Source organism: Lentzea jiangxiensis (genome assembly GCF_900104175.1).
Lineage (GTDB): Bacteria > Actinomycetota > Actinomycetes > Mycobacteriales > Pseudonocardiaceae > Lentzea > Lentzea jiangxiensis.
Genome location: NZ_FNIX01000029.1, coordinates 35875 through 54215, shown reverse-complemented (window position 1 = coordinate 54215; position 18341 = coordinate 35875). Strand labels below are relative to the sequence as shown.

The 18341-nt window shown below is 70.3% G+C and carries 16 protein-coding genes; 5 read left to right on the top strand and 11 right to left on the bottom strand.

From position 1 onward, the window contains the following. The coding region (locus BLQ91_RS42330) for a hypothetical protein (RefSeq protein WP_218130558.1) at positions 1 to 183 on the bottom strand (183 nt) is incomplete at its 3' end. Between the two features lie 117 nt (positions 184 to 300). Here BLQ91_RS42330 and BLQ91_RS37475 point away from each other — a divergent pair. Both BLQ91_RS37475 and BLQ91_RS37470 read left to right on the top strand, forming a co-directional pair. Then, positions 301 to 1662, top strand: coding sequence for a hypothetical protein (locus tag BLQ91_RS37475; protein ID WP_090104966.1), 1362 nt, complete (start codon positions 301 to 303; stop codon positions 1660 to 1662). A gap of 174 nt (positions 1663 to 1836) precedes the next feature. Next, positions 1837 to 2724 carry a M48 family metalloprotease gene (locus tag BLQ91_RS37470; RefSeq protein ID WP_245734239.1) on the top strand — a complete coding sequence of 296 codons (888 nt, stop codon included), beginning with the start codon at positions 1837 to 1839 and terminating at the stop codon, positions 2722 to 2724. A gap of 2 nt (positions 2725 to 2726) precedes the next feature. Here the strand turns inward: BLQ91_RS37470 and pgl are convergent, their stop codons facing one another. Genes pgl through tkt form a run of 6 tightly spaced genes read right to left on the bottom strand, consistent with a single transcriptional unit; the run spans position 2727 to position 10865 of the window. Further along, positions 2727 to 3506, bottom strand: coding sequence for a 6-phosphogluconolactonase (gene pgl, locus BLQ91_RS37465; RefSeq protein WP_090104962.1), 780 nt, complete (start codon positions 3504 to 3506; stop codon positions 2727 to 2729). After that, the gene (opcA, locus tag BLQ91_RS37460) at positions 3503 to 4519 is read right to left on the bottom strand and encodes a glucose-6-phosphate dehydrogenase assembly protein OpcA (RefSeq protein ID WP_090104980.1); all 1017 of its coding nucleotides are present in this window, start codon (positions 4517 to 4519) and stop codon (positions 3503 to 3505) included. The genes pgl and opcA overlap by 4 nt, the downstream gene beginning before the upstream one ends. Continuing rightward, positions 4516 to 6057, bottom strand: coding sequence for a glucose-6-phosphate dehydrogenase (gene zwf, locus BLQ91_RS37455; protein WP_090104960.1), 1542 nt, complete (start codon positions 6055 to 6057; stop codon positions 4516 to 4518). Before zwf ends, opcA begins: the two co-directional genes overlap by 4 nt. Beyond that, positions 6054 to 7640, bottom strand: a complete 1587-nt coding sequence (locus BLQ91_RS37450; RefSeq protein WP_245734237.1) for a glucose-6-phosphate isomerase — start codon at positions 7638 to 7640, stop codon at positions 6054 to 6056. The genes zwf and BLQ91_RS37450 overlap by 4 nt, the downstream gene beginning before the upstream one ends. Positions 7641 to 7665: 25 nt before the next feature. Next, complete coding sequence (gene tal, locus BLQ91_RS37445) at positions 7666 to 8778, bottom strand: transaldolase (RefSeq protein WP_090104956.1); 1113 nt, start codon at positions 8776 to 8778, stop codon at positions 7666 to 7668. Beyond that, complete coding sequence (gene tkt, locus BLQ91_RS37440; RefSeq protein WP_090104954.1) at positions 8775 to 10865, bottom strand: transketolase; 2091 nt, start codon at positions 10863 to 10865, stop codon at positions 8775 to 8777. Before tkt ends, tal begins: the two co-directional genes overlap by 4 nt. Before the next feature lie 252 nt (positions 10866 to 11117). Between tkt and BLQ91_RS37435 the strand changes: the two genes are divergently transcribed. Further along, complete coding sequence (locus tag BLQ91_RS37435) at positions 11118 to 12041, top strand: heme o synthase (RefSeq protein WP_090104952.1); 924 nt, start codon at positions 11118 to 11120, stop codon at positions 12039 to 12041. A gap of 22 nt (positions 12042 to 12063) precedes the next feature. After that, positions 12064 to 13974, top strand: a complete 1911-nt coding sequence (locus tag BLQ91_RS37430) for a hypothetical protein (RefSeq protein ID WP_090104950.1) — start codon at positions 12064 to 12066, stop codon at positions 13972 to 13974. Here the strand turns inward: BLQ91_RS37430 and BLQ91_RS37425 are convergent. From BLQ91_RS37425 to BLQ91_RS37415, 3 genes are all read right to left on the bottom strand, one after another. Continuing rightward, positions 13967 to 14614: an HD family phosphohydrolase gene (locus BLQ91_RS37425; protein ID WP_090104978.1), complete on the bottom strand. Its 648-nt coding sequence runs from the start codon at positions 14612 to 14614 to the stop codon at positions 13967 to 13969. The two genes, BLQ91_RS37430 and BLQ91_RS37425, sit on opposite strands and share 8 nt — an antisense overlap. A gap of 61 nt (positions 14615 to 14675) precedes the next feature. Further along, positions 14676 to 15323, bottom strand: coding sequence for a hypothetical protein (locus BLQ91_RS37420; protein WP_090104948.1), 648 nt, complete (start codon positions 15321 to 15323; stop codon positions 14676 to 14678). A 6-nt stretch (positions 15324 to 15329) separates the two neighbouring features. Further along, entirely contained in the window at positions 15330 to 16352 is a 1023-nt protein-coding gene (locus BLQ91_RS37415) for a hypothetical protein (protein WP_176960168.1), read from the bottom strand. A gap of 367 nt (positions 16353 to 16719) precedes the next feature. Here BLQ91_RS37415 and BLQ91_RS37410 point away from each other — a divergent pair, with 367 nt between their 5' ends. Continuing rightward, positions 16720 to 17247, top strand: a complete 528-nt coding sequence (locus tag BLQ91_RS37410) for an FKBP-type peptidyl-prolyl cis-trans isomerase (RefSeq protein ID WP_090104946.1) — start codon at positions 16720 to 16722, stop codon at positions 17245 to 17247. A gap of 58 nt (positions 17248 to 17305) precedes the next feature. Here BLQ91_RS37410 and BLQ91_RS37405 read toward each other — a convergent pair whose 3' ends face one another. After that, positions 17306 to 18247, bottom strand: a complete 942-nt coding sequence (locus BLQ91_RS37405) for a quinone oxidoreductase family protein (RefSeq protein WP_090104944.1) — start codon at positions 18245 to 18247, stop codon at positions 17306 to 17308. Positions 18248 to 18341: the final 94 nt, after the last annotated feature.

Here is an 18341-nt window from a genome sequence, read left to right as displayed (position 1 = left end):
CGCATCGATGCGGTTCGGCGAGATGAGGTCGTAGACCGTGTTGGCCCTACGCTTGTGCGGATCCGGATGGTTCAAAGCACTGCCCACGAAACACACGAGGTCGCACCCGAGCCGCTGAGCGCCGTCACTGACACCACGCCACTGTTCGCCCGCGAGCTCGATGAGCGGGCCAGCGGTGATCATCCCGATGGTGGGACGCCGCCCACCACTGCCGTTTGCCACAAAACCCCCGCTACTCAACGCGATTGGGGATGATACGCGTTGCCGGGGGGAATGAGCGCCGTGTTACCGGGGAGATCGGTGAACGCTGTACTGGAGGGCCTGGCGTCGAACCCCGCGCTCCCGGGCCACCTGCTCGACCGCCTGGTCACCCGCCCCGAACTGGCGTGGGAACTGGCTTCCCGCAACGACCTCTCGTCCGACCACGTGCGCGCGTTGCTGGCACACGGTGACTCCGCGGTCGTGAGCGAGCTTCTCTTCAAAGGTCTTGCCCGGCCCGAAAACGTGCCGATCCCGGACGAATCGGTCGCACTGGCCGTGGTCGAACACCCCGACGCCGACCCCGCCCTGGCCCGCGTCCTCGCCTTCCACCCGGACCCCGCGATCCGGAGCCGGCTCCCCGAGTGGGCGCACCACCTGGCTCCCGACGTCGTGGACCTGCTGGCCGCCGACCCCGACCCGGAGGTGGTCGCCGGACTGGTGACCTTCCACGCCGTGCCACCGGCCCTGGCGCTGTCGCTGAGCCGGCACCCGAGCCCCGACGTGCGCCGCGCCCTCGCCGCCTCCCCGCACACACCTCCCGCCGTGCTGGCGCGGCTGGGTCCTTCCGCCGCCCGCGAACTGGCCTCCAACCCGTCGACCCCGGCGGCCCTGGCGGCGGAGCTGGTGCGCCACCACGAGGCCCGCTACTTCCTCGCCTCGCGCCCAGACCTGCCTCCCGCGGTGTACGAACAACTCGCCTCGGAGATCGAACCGGGCCCCCTGTCGGCGCTCGCGGTGAACCCCGCCGTGCCGGTGGCCGTGCTGCGCCGGCTCAGCGGCGTGCTGCGCCGGCTCAGCGGCGTGCTGCGCAACCCCGCGATCCCGCTGGACCTGCTGGTGGAGCTGGCACCCTCCGCCCGCGTCGGTTCCGCGGAGGTCCTGCCCCGCATCGCCTCCGCTTCCGAGGCCGAACTCCGCGCGCTGGCGGGTTCCTCCGCGACGCAGGTGCGGCTGATGGTGGCCATGCGTCCGGACCTGCCGTTGGACCTGGTGCACCGCTTCGCGCGCGACCCGGATCCGTCCGTCGCCACCGCCGTGGCCGCGCATCCCTCGTTGACCGGCGCGCAGTTGCGGGACCTGGTGTCGCGGTGCGGGGCGCGGTCGCACCCGCGGGTGGCCGTGAACCCGTCCTGCCCGGCCGACCTGTTGCACCACATGGCTTTGCGCGCCGCCGGGGCGGGGAGTACGTGCCGGGCGATCGCCGGGAACCCGGCCGCCTCGGGGGAGACGTTGTTGCTGTGCTTGGAGGACGCGCGGGCCCGGCACCTCGCGGCGGCGCATCCGAACCTGCCGGTGGCGGTGGTCGTGGAGATGCTGGGGAGCGAGTTCACGGCGTCGGCCGCGGCGGCGAACCCGTCGTTGCCGGTGCCGGTGATGGAGGAACTGGTGAACGGGACGTGAGCCCGCAGCCGGTTCGCACCGGTGACAGGTGATCTCGTAGTCGCCGAGCCGGACGTACCCGCGTCCACCGGCCGCCCCGGTTCACCCTCCAGCCGCCGGCACTGGGCGGGTCGGGCGACTCGGCTGGACACAAATGGCCCCGGGCTGGAACGCTCGGGCCCCGAGGTGATGACGGTGCCGACGAGCCGAAGGCGCTTCGACCTGTCCGCTGTGGTCGAGCTGCTGCTCGGCGTGCCGACCGTGCTGAGCAGCCTGCTGGTGTTCTTCCTCGCGGGGAGGGCGCTCGTCCCGCAGACGCCCTGGCTGGTGCCCGCGCTGTGGCTGCTCTCCGGCGCGGTCGTGTTCGTGCCGGCGACGGACGTGGTGCTCGCGGCGCTCGCACACCGGCTCAGGAAGCCGACGGCCGCGGAAAGGGCTCTTCTGGAGCCGTTGCTCGAGGAGGTCTGCGGGGCGGCGGGGGTGGAGCCGGGCCGGTACTGGTTGCGGGTCCAGAACTCCCGCGAGATCAACGCCATGGCGGTCGGCGGGCACGTCGTCGGGGTGTCGACGGCGGCGGTGCAGTTGCCGCGCAGGCAGTTGGAGGCGGTGCTGGCGCACGAGCTCGGGCACCACCTGGCCGGGCACACGCGGATCTCGTTGCTGCGCTGGTGGTACGAGCTCCCGGCGCGGGCCGTGGTGCGGGTGGTGGTGCTGGTCGCGACAGGCGTTCTCGTTGCGGGGCAGGCGATCGGGACCAGGGCCGCGGTCCTCACCAGTCTCCTGCTGGTGGTGGCGCTGGCGGTGGCGGCGGTCGTGGTCAGCCCGTGGTTGTTGCTGGTGCCCGTGGTCGCGCCGCTGCTGGCGCTGGCGAGCCGGCGGGCGGAGCTGCACGCGGACCGGGTCGCGGCGGAGCTCGGCTACGGGCCGTTGCTGCTGGAAGTGTTGCAGCGGTGGGTGAAGGAAGGTCACGACGACGCACGGGCCAGGGCGCCGATGCGGGCGCGGATGCTCGCGTCGCACCCGTCGTGCGCGCAGAGGATCAGCAGGCTGAGAAGGCCCCCGGGCCGGAGCCCGGGGGCCTGAGCTCATGCCAGCGGAGGCTTGAACAGGGCGGGGACCGCCGAGGCGGCCGCCGTGTCCAGCAGCCACAACGTCCGGCGCCGGCCCGTGGCGCCGGCGGCGGGCAGCTGCACCTCGCCGGTACCGCTCAGGGCCATGGCCACCGCGGCGGCCTTGGCCTCACCGGTGGTCATCAGCCAGACCTCCTGCGCACGCCGCACCGACGACAACGTCAGCGACACGCGCGTAGGTGGCGGCTTCGGGCAGTTGCGCACCGCGACGACCGTCCGCTCCTTCTCGTACACCGCGGGAGAAGCGGGGAACACCGACGCCACGTGCCCCTCCTCGCCGACGCCCAGCATGCAGACGTCGAACGACGGCACGTCGCCGTGGTCCTCCGGCCGCGCCAGCGATGCCAGCAGGGACGCGTACGCCTCCGCGGCGGCCTCGGGGTCGTCGCCGAACTTGCCGTCCGAGGGCTCCATCACGTGCACCCGCGACGGGTCCACCGGCACGTGGTCCAGCAGCGCCGCACGGGCCTGCGTCTCGTTGCGCTCCGGGTGCCCGGACGGCAGGAAGCGCTCGTCGCCCCAGTACAGGTCGACGCGCGACCAGTCCACGGCGTCACGGGCGCCGTTGCGGTTCAGGTGCTCCAGGACCGCGGTGCCGGTGCGGCCACCGGTCAGCACGACCGACGCGTGACCGCGGGCGGCCTGCGCGTCGACCATGCGGGTCACCAGGCGTGCCGCCGCGGCGGCGGCCAGGAGGTCGCCGTCGCGGTGCACCACTACTTGCGCATTGCTCACGAACTCGCCTTCGCCTTCGGCTTCTTCGCGGCGGGACCGTCGGCGGCCTCCGGCGCGGCAGCCGGGACCTCCTCCGGCTTCGCGGACGGCGTGCGGCCCTTCGAGACCTTCGACAGCGACTTCAGCGCCGCCGCGTAGACCTCGTCCGGGTCGAGCCGGCGCAGTTCCTCGGCGAGGCAGTCGCGCACCGAACGGCGTTGCAGCGCCACCCGCCGCGACGGCTGGCCGGGCTGCGACAGCGTGCCCACCTTGCCGTCCGGGCGGTGCAGGTCGACGGCACCGGACGGGCGGTCCAGCTTGACCTGCACGATGCCTTCGCCGGAGGTCGCCTTGAAGCGCTTGGCCGGGACCTTCAACCGGTCCGTGAGCCACGCGGCCAGCAGGTCGGTGGACGGCGAGTCGGCCTCGCCGGTCACCTCGGCCTCGGTGATCTTCTCGTACGGCGGCAGGTCCAGCGACGCGGAGAGCATGGCGCGCCACAGGGTCAGACGCGTCCACGCCAGGTCCGTGTCACCCGGCGCGTAGTGCGCCCGGCGGGACTCCAGGGCCTTGATCGGGTTCTTCTCGGCGGCCGCGTCGGTGATGCGGCGCTGCGCGAGCTGACCGATCGGGTCCTTCGACGGCGAGACCGGCGCGTCGAACGGCCACCACGCCACGACCGGGGTGTCCGGCAGCAGCAGCGGCATGACGCACGAGGCGCCTTCCTTGGCCAGTTCGCCGTACAGGCGCAGGACGACGACCTCCGACGCGCCCGCGTCACCGCCGACGCGGATCTGCGCGTCGAGGCGGGGGGCGGCCTGACGAGCGCCGCGGGCCACGACGATCACGCGACAGGGGTGCTCGCGCGAGGCGTCGTTGGCCGCGTCGATCGCGGCGTCGGTCCGCTGGCCGTCCTCGGTCACGATGACCAGGGTCAGCACGCGGCCCAGGGTGGTCGCGCCACCCTCGTCCCTCAGCCTCACCAGGCGGGAGTTGATCTGGGACGTGGTGGTCGAGGGCAGGTCGATGATCACGGACGCCTCCACTGCCTTCCGGTCCTGGCGGTCATCGTCTGCGCCGACGGCGGGCCCCAGGTACCGGCCTTGTACTTCTCGAGAGCGGGTTCGTCCTTGCGCGCCCAGAACTCCAGCACCGGGTCGAGGATCTCCCAGGAGAGCTCGACCTCATCGTTCTTCGGGAACAGCGACGGTTCACCGAGCAGCACGTCGAGCAGCAGCCGCTCGTAGGCCTCCGGCGACGACTCGGTGAACGAGTGGCCGTAGCCGAAGTCCATCGTGACGTCGCGGACCTCCATCGTGTTGCCCGGCACCTTCGACCCGAACCGGATCGTCACGCCCTCGTCCGGCTGCACGCGGACCACCAGGGCGTTCTGCCCGAGCTCCTCGGTCGCGGTGTCGTCGAACGGCAGGTGCGGCGCCCGCTTGAACACGACGGCCACCTCGGTGACGCGGCGGCCCAGGCGCTTGCCGGTGCGCAGGTAGAACGGCACCCCGGCCCAGCGGCGGGTGTTGACCTCGCAGGTGATCGCGCCGAACGTCTCGGTCTTCGACTCGGGCGAGAACCCGCCCTCCTCGAGCAGGCCGGGGACCTTCTGGCCGCCCTGCCAGCCACCGGTGTACTGGCCGCGCGCGGTGGTCTCCTCGAACGGCTCCGCAGGACGCGTCGCCGAGAGGATCTTCACCTTCTCCGCCCGCAGGTCGGCCGGCTTGAAGGAGACGGGCTCCTCCATCGCGATCAGCGCGAGCAGCTGCAGCAGGTGGTTCTGGATGACGTCGCGCGTCGCGCCGATGCCGTCGTAGTAGCCGGCGCGGCCACCGAGACCGATGTCCTCGGCCATGGTGATCTGCACGTGGTCGACGTAGTTCGAGTTCCAGATGGGTTCGTACAGCTGGTTCGCGAACCGCAGCGCCAGGATGTTCTGCACGGTCTCCTTGCCGAGGTAGTGGTCGATGCGGAACACCGACTCCTCGGGGAAGACCTCGTTGACCGTGCGGTTGAGCTCCTTGGCCGACTTCAGGTCGTGGCCGAAGGGCTTCTCGATGACGACGCGGCGCCACTGGTCGTCCTTGGCCTGGGCGAGGCCCGCGCGCTTGAGCTGGTTGACCACCGTCGGGAACGCGCCCGGCGGGATCGACAGGTAGAACGCGTGGTTGCCGCCCGTGCCGCGCTCGCTGTCGAGGGCCGCCAGGCACGACGCGAGGTTGTCGAACGCCTCGTCGTCGTCGAACGTGCCCTGCACGAACCGGATGCCCTCGGCGAGCTGCGCCCAGACCGCCTCGTTGAACGGCGTGCGCGCGTGCTCCTTCACCGCGTCGTGGACGACCTTCATGAAGTCCTGGTCGGCCCAGTCGCGGCGGGCGAAGCCGACGAGACCGAAGCCCGGCGGCAGCAGACCCCGGTTCGCGAGGTCGTAGATCGCGGGCATCAGCTTCTTGCGCGACAGGTCACCGGTGACACCGAAGATGACCAGCGCGCTCGGGCCCGCGATGCGGGGCAGGCGCTTGTCGCGCGCGTCCCGCAGCGGGTTGCGCCACTTGGCGGATGTGGTCACGAGCCGTCCTCCTGGACTGCCTCGACGAGCTGGGCGAGACCTGCGATGCGGTCCTCGAGGTGGAGCCGCAGCACGGGACGGCCGTGTTCGGCGAGCACCTGACCGTCGCCGAGCGCCTGCGCGAGCTGCAGCTGCGCCAGCGTGTACGGACGGCCGGGCACCTCCAGGTCGTCGCCGGACTCGCCGGTGATCTGGATGAACACACCGTTCTGGTGACCGCCCTTGTGGTACTGGCCGGTCGAGTGCAGGAAGCGCGGACCCCAGCCGAACGTGGTCTGCAGGTGCGTCCTCTTCGCGATCTCCGCGCGGAGCAGCTCGAACGACGCGTCGTCGATCCTGTCCAAGTACGCCTGAACGGAGATGTAGCCGTGGTCGGGCGCCACTTCGACGAGCGCCGCCAGCGCTTCCGCGACCGTGTGCACCTTGCGCTGCGCCCAGTCGGTGCCGTGGCCCTGGACCGGTCCGTCCACGAAGGACGGGGCGGTCGCCGACGCGACCGGCGCGTCCAGCAGCGCGCGCGCCGCCTTCTTCGCGGCCTCGACGTCGGGCTGGTCGAACGGGTTGATGCCGAGCACCCGGCCGACGAGCGCGGTCGCGTACTCCCACAGCAGGAACTGCGCGCCGAGCTTGCCCTCGACCGCGACGTTCGCGGAGCCGGTGGCCGGTCCGATCGCGACGGTCGTGGCGTCCGAACGCGCGTTCACGAAGCCCTCGGCGCCGGGGCCCTCGACGACGACCGGCAGCAGGCCGGTGCCGTTCTTGCCCGTGGACTCGGCGATCAGCTGCTCCGCCCAGTCGCCGAAGCCCTTGATGCCCGAACCGGTGTCCGCGAAGACGATCTTCTCGGCGCCGTTCGCGTGCGCGGCACCGAAGATCGCGGCCAATCGGACGGCCGGGTTGTCCACGTCGTCCTGCGACACGACCTCGGCGACTTCGGCCGCGTCGTCGAGGAGCGACTCCACGTCGGCGCCGGCGAGGTAGGACGGCACCAGGCCGAACGCCGTCAGCGCCGAGTACCGGCCACCGACGTTCGGGTCGGCCAGGAACACCTTGCGGTAGCCCGCCTCCTCGGACGCGGTCTGCAGCGGCGAGCCGGGGTCGGTGACCACCACGATGCGCGACGCGGCGTCGATGCCCGCGTCGGCGAAAGCCTTCTCGAAGATCCGCCGGTGGCTGTCGGTCTCGACCGTGCCACCGGACTTGGACGACACCACGATCACCGTGCGCTCGAGGTCACCGGCGAGAGCGTCGGCGACCTGGGCGGGATCGGTGGTGTCCAGCACGACCAGCGGGACGCCCTGCGTCCGCGTGATCACCTCGGGGGCCAGCGACGAGCCGCCCATCCCGGCGAGCACGACGCGGTCGACGCCCTCGGCGTGCAGTTCCTCGCGCAGCGCCTTGAGCTCCGGGAGCAGTGGACGGGACGTCTCGTGCAACGTCGTCCACGAGAGGCGGATGCTCGCCTCGGACTCGGCTTCCGGCCCCCACAGGGTCGGGTCCTGCGCGGTCAGCTTGCTCGGCACCGAATCCGCGACCAGGTCAGCAGCGATGGTGCTGACCTGGTCGGCGTTCGGTGACCTCACGATTTCGACGGAGGTCACTTGGGTATCAGCCCTTCAGTTGAGCCAGTTGGTTCGTCACCGTCTCGAGCAACTCTTCCCAGGACTTCTCGAACTTCTCGACGCCCTCGGTCTCCAGCGCGACGAACACGTCCTGGAGGTCGATTCCCGCGGCGGCGAGCTGGTCGAACACCTCCTGGCCTTCCGCGGCGCGTCCGGTGACGGTGTCACCGGTGATCTTGCCCGCGTCGGCGACGGCCTGCAGCGTCTTCTCCGGCATCGTGTTCACGACGTCGTTCACGACGAGCTGGTCGACGTAGAGGGTGGGGGAGTAGCTCGGGTCCTTCACGCCGGTCGACGCCCACAGAGGACGCTGCGCGTTCGCGCCGGCCGCCTTCAGGGCCTCCCAGCGCTCACCCCGGAACGTCTTCTCGAACGAGCCGTAGGCGATCCAGGCGTTGGCGAGCGCGGCCTTGCCCTTGAGCGCGGTCGCCTCGTCCGTGCCGATCTTGTCGAGGCGCTTGTCGATCTCGGTGTCCACGCGGGACACGAAGAACGACGCGACCGAGTGGATCGATCGGAGGTCGTGGCCGTTCGCCTTGGCCTGCTCGAGGCCCGCGATGTAGGCCTCCATGACCTTCTCGTACCGCTCGACGGAGAAGATCAGCGTCACGTTGACGGAGATGCCCTCGCCGATCACCTTCGTGATCGCCGGGATGCCCGCCTCGGTGGCCGGGATCTTCACCAGCAGGTTCGGCCGGTCGACGGTCTTCCACAGGTCCTGCGCCTCGGCGACGGTCTTGTCCGTCTCGAACGCCAGGCGCGGGTCGACCTCGATCGACACGCGGCCGTCCACGCCGTTCGTCGAGTTGTAGATGTCGCGGAACTTGTCGCACGCGTTGCGCACGTCTGTCGTCGTGACCTCGCGGATGGTGGCCTCGGTGTCGGCGCCCCGGTTCGCGAGCTCGCGGACCTGCTCGTCGTAGGACTCGCCCTTCGACAGCGCCCCGGCGAAGATCGTCGGGTTCGTCGTGACCCCGACGACGTTCCAGTCGCGGATCAGCTCGTCCAGGTTGCCGCTGGTGAGCCGTTCGCGGGACAGGTCGTCGAGCCAGATCGAGACACCGGCGCCGGACAGCGCTTCCAAATTCGGCTTGCTCACTTCTTACCCCTCACGTTGTCAAGGGAACGGCGGGCGGCGGCGACGACGTCGTCCGTCGTGAAGCCGAACTCCTTGAACAGGACCTGGTAGTCGGCCGAGGCACCGAAGTGCTCGATCGACACGATCTCGCCGGCGTCGCCGACGTAGCGGTACCACGGCTGCGCGATGCCGGCCTCCACGGCGACGCGGGCCTTCACCGACGACGGGATGACCGACTCGCGGTAGTCGGCGTCCTGCTTCTCGAACCAGTCGATGGACGGCATGGAGACCACGCTCACTGCAACGCCCTCGCCCTGCAGAACCTTCCCGGCCTCGGCGGCGACCTGCAGCTCAGAGCCGGTGCCGATGATCACGATCTCCGGGTTCTCGTCACCGAAGAGCACGTAACCGCCGCGCTTCACGCCCTCCGCGGAGGTGCCCTCCAGGATCGGGAGGTTCTGCCGGCTCAGCGCGAGACCGACCGGGCCGAGCTGCTCGATGACGGCCTTCCACGCGAAGGCGGTCTCGTTCGCGTCACCGGGGCGGACGACCGCGAAGTCCGGGATCGCGCGCAGGGCGGCGAGGTGCTCGATCGGCTGGTGCGTCGGGCCGTCCTCGCCCAGGCCGATGGAGTCGTGCGTCCACACGTACGTGACGGCGGCCTTCATGATCGCGGCCAGGCGCACCGCGGGGCGCATGTAGTCGGAGAACACGAGGAACGTGCCGCCGAACGGGCGGGTCGGGCCGTGCAGCGCGATGCCGTTGAGGATCATGCCCATGGCGTTCTCGCGGACACCGAAGTGCAGCACGCGGCCGTACGGGTCGGCGCTCCACATGCCGGTGGAGATCTCCGCCGGGCCGAACGACTTCGCGCCCTTGATCGTGGTCAGGTTCGACTCGGCCAGGTCGGCGGAACCGCCCCACAGCTCCGGGAGCTGCTCGGCGAGCGCGTTGATGACCTCACCGGAGGCCTTGCGGGTCGGGATCTCCTTGCCGCCCACCTCGTACACGGGCAGACCGGCGTCCCAGCCCTCGGGGAGCTCACGGGCGACCAGGCGGTCCAGCAGGGCCTTGTTCTCGGCGTTGGCCGAGGCCCACGCGTCGAAGCTCTTCTGCCACTCGGCCTTGGCGTGCTCACCGCGCTTGACGACCTCGCGGGCGTGCGCGAGGACCTCGTCGGCGACCTCGAAGGTCTGCTCGGGGTCGAAGCCGAGGATCTCCTTGGTGGCCTTGACCTCGTCGACGCCGAGCGCGGCACCGTGCGCGGCACCGGTGTTCTGCTTGTTCGGCGCCGGGTAGCCGATGATCGTGCGCAGCAGGATGAACGACGGCTTGTCGGTGACGGCCTTGGCCTTCTCGACCGCCTCGAGGATGCCCTTGACGTTCTCGCCGGACTCGACGACCTGGACGTGCCAGCCGTAGGCCTCGTAGCGCTTCGCGGTGTCCTCGGACAGCGCGATCGTCGTGTCGTCCTCGATGGAGATCTTGTTGTCGTCGTAGAAGACGACCAGGTTCCCCAGCTGCTGCGTGCCGGCGAGCGACGACGCCTCGGAGGTGACGCCCTCCTCGATGTCGCCGTCGGAGGCGATCACGTAGACGTGGTGGTCGAACGGGCTCTCACCCGGCGCGGCCGACGGGTCGAACAGGCCGCGCTCGCGGCGGGCGGCCATCGCCATGCCGACGGCGGCGGCGAGACCGGAGCCGAGCGGGCCGGTGGTGATCTCCACACCGCGGGTGTGGCCGTGCTCGGGGTGGCCCGGCGTCTTCGAGCCCCACTTGCGCAGGTGCTTCAGGTCGTCCAGCTCCAGGCCGTAGCCCGACAGGAACAGCTGGACGTACAGGGTCAGGCTGGAGTGGCCCGCGGACAGCACGAACCGGTCGCGGCCGATCCAGTCCGGGTCGGCGGGGTCGTGCCGCAGCACCCGCTGGAACAGCGTGTACGCCAGGGGTGCGAGGCTCATCGCCGTGCCGGGATGGCCGTTGCCGACGTTCTGCACGGCGTCCGCCGCGAGCACGCGCGCGGTGTCGACGGCGCGCTTGTCGAGCTCGGTCCAGTCGTCAGGCAGATCGGCCTTGGTGAGCCGGGCGATGTCGTCGGTGACGGTCACGGACTTACAGCTCCAAACTTGTCGCTAGGGCGGGTGCCCGGCCGCTTCGGAATCGATCCCGAAGAGCCTGACCCGCGTGTCTCCCACGTCCTCCGGCCAGCCTAGTCCTGAGTGATTCGGATGTTGTGCCGGAAGGTCGCAGGCCGGTGTGTGCCCAGGCACACGAGTACCCGAACGGGCTGTGAATATTGAACGCAGTTACCATCAATCGCTGGATTCCCCACCACATGCACCATGAGGAGCGATCACGCGATGAGTGCCGTCCTCGAGGCCCCTCAACGGTCGCCTCGTCAGGTAGTTGGCGCCTATGTGGCACTCACCAAGCCGCGGGTCATCGAGCTCCTGCTGATCACCACGATCCCCGCGATGCTCCTGGCCCAGCACGGCCTGCCGCCGCTGTGGCTGATCGCCTGCACCCTCACCGGCGGCACGCTCGCCGCGGGGTCCGCCAACGCCCTCAACTGCTTCGTCGACGCCGACATCGACTCGGTCATGAAGCGGACGGCGGCCCGCCCGCTCGCGCACAACGCCATCCCGCCGCGCAACGCCCTGATCTTCGGCATCGTGCTCGGCGTCTTCTCGTTCGCGTTCCTGTGGATCTTCGTCAATCTGATGTCCGCGGCCTTCGCGGTCGCGACGATCCTCTTCTACATCTTCGTCTACACGCTGGTTCTCAAGCGCCGCACCTCGCAGAACATCATCTGGGGCGGCATGGCGGGCTGCATGCCGGTGATCATCGGCTGGAGCGCGGTGACGGGCACCGTCGAGTGGCCCGCGCTGGTCATGTTCGGCGTCATCTTCTTCTGGACGCCGCCGCACACCTGGGCCCTCGCGATGAAGTTCAAGGAGGACTACGCCCGAGCAGGCGTGCCGATGCTGCCCGTGGTGGCCACAGCTCAGCAGGTGACGCGGCAGATCGTGATCTACAGCTGGATCACCGTCCTGTGCACCCTGGCCCTCGCCCCCGTCACCTCGTGGATCTACGTGGCGGTCGCGGCGCTGTCCGGCGTGTGGTTCGCCGTCTTCGCGCACAAGTTGCACAACGTCGTGCGCCGTGGCGGCTCCACGAACACCATGAAGTTCTTCCACATGTCGAACCTCTACCTGATGCTCGTGTTCTGCGGTCTCGCCGTGGACGCCGTGGTCGGGTTGCCGGTGCTGGGCTGGCCGTTCTAGCTGCACTTCCAGGCGTACGGCTGTGGCGCCCGTTGAGTTCACCGTCACCGGTGGTGAGGGTTCACCACTGGACTTCGTCGCGGCCCTGACCCCGTCGGCCTCGCTGGTCGTGATCACCGATCCGGCGGGCTGGGCCCAGGTCAGCGCGGGCCTGCCGGTCGGCGCCGCCGCCTCCACGACGGTCGCCACGCGGGTGCGCCCGCTGCGGTTCGCCGTCCTGGACCTCCGCCACTTCGCCTCCGCCTCGTCGCTGCCGCCGATCCCGGACGTCCCCGGCGACCTGGTGGCGCTGCACGACACGCGCTCGTGGGACTCGGCCCCCGTCGTGGCCGCCCTGCGCGGACTCGGCCGCCCGGTCGTGCTGTTCACCGCCGTGCACACGTGGGTGCCCGGTGTGGACACCACCTCGGTGCTGATGGGCTGGAGCGCGCCGCACGTCGTCCTCGCCGTGCCGCACGGCTCCGGCGAGGGCCGCGTCGAGGACGTCCTCTGGCAGTTCCGCGAGCGGGAACGGCGCGGGATGATGACCTACACCACCCTCCCCGCACCGCCTGTGGTCGCCGACCGGTCCGTGCCGGTCGTGGTCGCGCTCCCCGGAGCCACGGAGGGCATCGCCGGAGCGCTGCGGCCCGGCGCCCGGTACGAGGTGTGGACCCGCGTCGGAGCCGGCCCCACCCTGCCCGGCGACCTGGAACTGCGAGCGGTGCTCGGCATGAACGGCCGCGAGGTGCAGACCGAGACGTTCGTGCTGCCGGCGGACGGCGCGAGCCCGTGGGTCAGCTTCCCGGTGACGACCCCGTACGCATCCGTGCCGTGGAGCGGTGAGCTGGTCATCTACCGCGGCGCCGTGCCCGTGCACGTCCAGCAGGTCGTGCTGCCGGTCGGCGGAGGCGAGTCGCGGGTCTGGTCGCGGTTCCGGCTCTCCCGGACGTTCGCGGACCTCGCGCCCCTGTCGTCCCGGACGGCGTCGGTCCTGGTGCTCGGCGAACGGGCACTGGTGACGACCGGCGGCGTGCCGCACCCGGTCGGCGTGGGCCCGGTCGCCGAACTCCCGGTCGTGTCCGGGCTGGACCCCTGGTACGGCAAGGGCTTCCCGGCGTTCTGCGAAGACCTGGCCGCGTTCGCGGTGCGGGGTGCCGCGCTGCACGCCCGGCTGTTCCCCGGTGGCGCGGCGGTCCGGCGCGGAGGGGTGATCACGGTCGCGGGCGCGACGCGCGTGCCGTGGGCGCACGTCTACGACCTGCCGTTCGCCGAAGGCCCGTACCGGCTGTGCGCGTCGGTGTCGCGGTTCGGCCCGTTCGGCGCCGGGGGAGAGGTGCCACTCGGCTGCCCGGAACCGGACCACAGCGGGAACGTGTTGTGCCCCTTCGGTTTCTGGGGCCTGTCGAGCGTCCTCGAACAGCCGGCGGGCCCGCTGGCGTGGCAGGTCTCGCCGACCGGTCGCCAGGTCCAGGTCGCGCTGGCCGCCGACCCCGGCCTCGACCGGGCGCTCACCCAGCGGCACGTGGCCGAGCTGATGTCCTTCCTGCCGCCGGAGGTCATCTCGTCCGCCTACGTCAGCCCCGCGGACCTTCCGCGCGCGCTGGCCGACGAGCGTGCGGACGTCCTGCACCTCGTCTACGACGAGAACGCCCTGGAGCCGGTCGAGATCGACGGGTGGCCCCACCGGCCGCTGGTCGTGACGACGTCACCGGCGGCGCACCTGGTCGACGCGTTCGTGAACCAGGCCGGTGCCGCCGGTGTGGTCCACCCGGAGGTGGTCGTCGACCAGGGCATGGCCGGCTGGGTGAGCGGCATGCTGCTGGCGAGGCTCGCCGGCGGCATGCCCGCGGGCGAGGCGGTGCGGCGCACACGCTGGGAGATGCTCGGCCGGGGCAACGTCCTCGGCCTCGCCTGGACCCTGCACGCGGGTGCCGACCTGCGCCTCAGGTGACGCTGGTCAGCAGGTCCTCCACGCACGGGTCGTCGAGCGACTCGACGATGCACCGCCACAGCGACAGGTTCGCCTCGGCCCACTTCGTGTAGGTCGCGGCGGCCTCCGCGTCGTAGAAGTAGTAGCCCTCGTCGGCCTTGCCCACCTGCTCGCCCACGATCTTGTGCGCGAGCTCGCGCAGCGTGATGCCGTTCTCCTGCAGGTACCTGTGCGCGAGGACGACCGGCGTGACGGGCAGCGCCTTGAACAGCGTGTCCGCGTCCGACAGCGCCTGCGCCTCCAGTGAGATGTCGCGGGAGCGGGTGCGCATCTCGGCCTCGACGACGATCCGCTCGATCCACTCGATGTCGCCGAGCGGTACGCCGGCGACGAACAGGACCTTCCTGCGCAGCGCCGCGCCGTCCGTGGGCAGCGAGTTGCGCCGGACCATGTAGTTCAGGTCGTGCACCAGTGCCGCGACCTCGACGACGTCCACCGCGGCGCCGTTGCGCTCCGCGAAGTGCACGGACTTGTCGCGGACGAAGCTCACGTGGTGCCACCCGTGGAACTGCAGCTTGGCGGCGAGGTCCTCGCACAGCCGCCTCACGCGTTGCTCCACGTCCGCTATGACAGACCTCGGAATCCTTGTGCGCGTACGCATCATCAGCCCTCCCGACCAGGTGGGCTGATGGTAGGCGCGCCGCGGCGGCGCAGGTGGGGCTTCAGAGTCGGTTCGTCAGATCCTCCAGCCGGTCCTCGACGGGCACGTGGCGGTGGCTGATGCCCGTGTCCGGGTCGTAGCTGAGGCTCCACGGCGTGACGGCACGCGACTTCACGAGGAACGTCATCGTCCCGTCCGCCGCCCGTGGGATGCGGTGGAACTCGTGCGCGAGCAACGTGCCCGTGGTGCCCTCGGTGCACTGGGTGCGGTTCTTGAGCTCGGTGCCGACGATCGAACGGCCGCCGACGCCAAGCCGCGCGTCAAAGCGTTCGTGCAGGTAGGCGCCGCTCAGAATGGTGGTGCAGAAGTGGTAGCGGTGGTTGTGGACGGAGTCGGCGTACCCGGTTCGCCAGTCCGCGAGCGGCTTGTACTCGTGCAACCAGAACGTGAACGGCTCCTCCACCTCGTCGCGCAGGCACCAGGCGAAGTGCGTCGTCGTCTCGCGGGAGTGCGCGATCACCCAGGTCGCCTGCTGGGGCGTGAGCCCGTCGATGTGCGCACGGATCTCCTTGCGCAGCTCCGGCCGGGCCGCCCAGTCGCGGAACCACGTGCCTATGTCGGCCCAGTGGTCGACGACCGGTGATTCGGCGTTCTTCACCCGGGCGGCGAGCTCCTCGAGCGCGGACAACCCGGTGAACTCGGCTGGCAAGATCGATCAGCTCCTCAACTGAGCGGATGCGGAGAATTCGCGGCGGAATGCGTGGAACTTGTCCTCCAGTTCCGCGAAACCGCCTTGGGTGAGAGTCTCGCCGGTGATCTTCTCGAACAACGCCAGGAAGTCGGTGCGCGACGTTCCCGGTGTGATGGCGAAGTGGTAGCCGGCCCTGGAATTGCTGATGCGCAGGAACTCCGCGCGTTCCATCGCGTAAAGGAACGAACTCTCGGTGAACCGCAACGTGCGCGGATACGGCCTCAGCACTCCCGCGGTGTTGCTGTAGAGCGTGAGCCACGCCGAGTCGTCGAACAGTTCGAGGCGGTCCAGAGGCGGATCCGACACGATGGTGACGTCGATCCGGCTGCACCGGCTGCGTGCCGCGAACAACCCGACGAGTCCTATTCGGATCTGTTCCTTGAGCCGCTTCTGGATCTCCTCGTAATCGCCGTCCGCGCCCTCGTTGCGCAACAGGTACCGCGCCCGCCCGCTCAGGGCGTTGTCGTCGCGCGGGTCGGCCAGCACGGCCCTGAGCTCGCACTCCGACTGGCTGAGCAGCACCCTTCCCGCCGCGTACCGCCCGGCGAAGCCGCGGAAGCAGTACAGCCGGGTCCGCTCCAGGTCCTGCATCATCAGCTGGTTGAACACCGGGTCCGGCGTGGCCGTCGGCTCGAACACGTGGCTGGGGAAGAACTCCCGGTCCAGCGCCCGGTACTCCTCGCTCAGCTCCTTGAGCGCTTTGCGGCTCTCCTCGACCACGGGAGCGAGAAGCGCTTTCTGCGCCGCTTTCGACGTGATCAACGTTTGCGTGAAGCTCACGACAGCCGAAATGAGAGTGCCGGTGCCCAGTGCTGTCAGCAGGTTTCTCGCTGCCCCGGAATCCATTTGACTGGAAATGGCCAGCGACGCACCGGACGTCACGACGAGTATGAGGAGGAGCAACCCGGTCCGAGTCCAGAACAACTCCTGGATCAGGTTGCTGCGGATGCCTCCGGCCTCCGCGGACACGAGTTCCACCTCCTGCATCACCAGATTGGCCGCTACCCGAACGGACGAATGCGGGCGGTGTCCGATCAAGTGCGAGGAGTTACTGTACGCGCCGGTCAAAAGATAAGGAAGCTGCTGTTCGTGCGACATCCACGGCCGGAATAAGCGTGTATGAACCCGGTGGGCAGCCCGCATACGTGTACTTCGGTGACACAAAGTCGCCGGTTGCCCTCAACGTGTCGGATGAGGGTGACCCACCCACCCGAAAGCACCCAAGCCGTGTGTTTTCGCCCGCTCGGCGTTGCCCGCCTTTGGTCCACCAGGCCGAGTCCGCGGGCCACCGCCCGAGCACGCTCGCCCGGCCTGCTACGCCCGGCTAACACCACTCCGAATACGCTCACGCACCATGCGCAACGTCCTGCTCATCGCGTCCCTGGCGCTCGCGGCGGCCACCGGCCTGGCCGGGTGCGGCAGCTCCGCCCAGCCCTCCTCGGGCGGCTCCACCGCGACCCCGACGAACCCCTGCAAGGCCGACGACTTCAAGGTCTCCGGCGACTTCGGGTCGGCGCCCAAGGTCGAGATCCCCGCGTGCAAGCCCACCGACGAGCTCATCGTCAAGGACCTGGTGCAGGGCACCGGCGAAGAGGTGAAGACGGGCACGACGGCCACCGTCAACTACCAGCTGACGACGTTCAGCGACAAGAAGGTGCTGGACAGCTCCTTCGAGCGCGGCGCGCCGTTCGACGTGGAGAACGTCGGCCAGGCGCCGGTCATCGACGGCTGGAACGAGGGCATCGTCGGCCTCAAGGAGAAGGGCCGCCGTCTGCTGATCGTCCCGCCGGCCAAGGGCTACGGCAAGGGCGGCCAGGGCATCAAGCCGAACGAGACGCTGGTCTTCGTGATCGACGGCGTGAAGGTCACCCCCTCCGCCTGACGAGCGACGACGGCCCCCGGAACGCAAGCCCAAGAGGGCGGTCCGGGGCCGTTCGCCGTCACGGCAGGAGCAGCAGCTTCCCGGTCGTCTTGCGCGACTGGAGGTCCGTGTGCGCCTGAGCCGCCTCCTCCAGTTCGTAACGCCCGCCGATCCGGACGTTCAGCTCACCGGACGCGATCGCGCCGAACAGGTCGGCGGCCCGCCACTCGAACTCGGCCCGGTCGAGCAGGTACGCGCCGGTCGACGGACGCGTGAGGAACACGGATCCGGCCGCGTTCAGCCGCTGCGGGTCCACCGGCGGGACCGCTCCGGACGACGCCCCGAACAGCGCCAGCAGGCCGCGCGGCTTCAACGACGCCAGCGACTGGTCGAACGTGTCGCGCCCGACGCCGTCGTACACGACGTCGACCTTCTCGATCTGCGAGGCGAAGTCGCCGTACCGCAGCACCTGGTCCGCGCCCGCCTCCCTGGCCAGCGCCTCCTTCTCGTCGGTCGACACCGTCGCCACGACGACCGCGCCCTTCGCCTTCGCCCACTGCGTCAGCAGCAGGCCGACGCCACCGGCGGCCGCGTGCACCAGCACCCGGTCGCCCTCCTTCACGGCGTACGTCGAGTGCACGAGGTAGTGCGCGGTGACGCCCTGCAGCAACGAGGCCGCGGCCAGTTCCACGTCGAGCTCCGCGGGGACCCGGACCGCCGCGGACGCCGGCACGACGACCTCGGACGCGTAGCTGCCCAGCACGCTCATCCACGCGACCTCGTCCCCGGCGGCGAAGTCGGGGGAGTTCGACACGACGACCTCGCCCGCGCCCTCCAGGCCGAGCGTGGTGGGGAGCGGGATCCGGTAGGCGCCGCTGCGCTGGTAGGTGTCGATGTAGTTCACGCCGGCCGCGGCCGTGCGGACCAGCAGCTCGCCGTCGCCGGGAGTGCGGGCCTGCACCTCCGCGTGCTCCAGCACCTCGGGACCACCGGTCTCCCGCACCACCACTGCCTTGGGCATCTGTCCTCCTGGATCGGCTCAACCTGGGACAACCCCGGTGAACGACCCGATGTTCCCGCTCCCGGCCCGTACGGGCAAAACGAGCTCGCCGGAC

Excerpts from the sequence above, each read along its gene's own strand:
- BLQ91_RS37415 (WP_176960168.1), bottom strand. The coding sequence starts at position 16,352 with ATGCAGGAGGTGGAACTCGTGTCCGCGGAGGCCGGAGGCATCCGCAGC.
- BLQ91_RS37410 (WP_090104946.1), top strand. The coding sequence starts at position 16,720 with ATGCGCAACGTCCTGCTCATCGCGTCCCTGGCGCTCGCGGCGGCCACC.
- BLQ91_RS37435 (WP_090104952.1), top strand. The coding sequence starts at position 11,118 with ATGAGTGCCGTCCTCGAGGCCCCTCAACGGTCGCCTCGTCAGGTAGTT.
- BLQ91_RS37425 (WP_090104978.1), bottom strand. The coding sequence starts at position 14,614 with ATGCGTACGCGCACAAGGATTCCGAGGTCTGTCATAGCGGACGTGGAG.
- BLQ91_RS37405 (WP_090104944.1), bottom strand. The coding sequence starts at position 18,247 with ATGCCCAAGGCAGTGGTGGTGCGGGAGACCGGTGGTCCCGAGGTGCTG.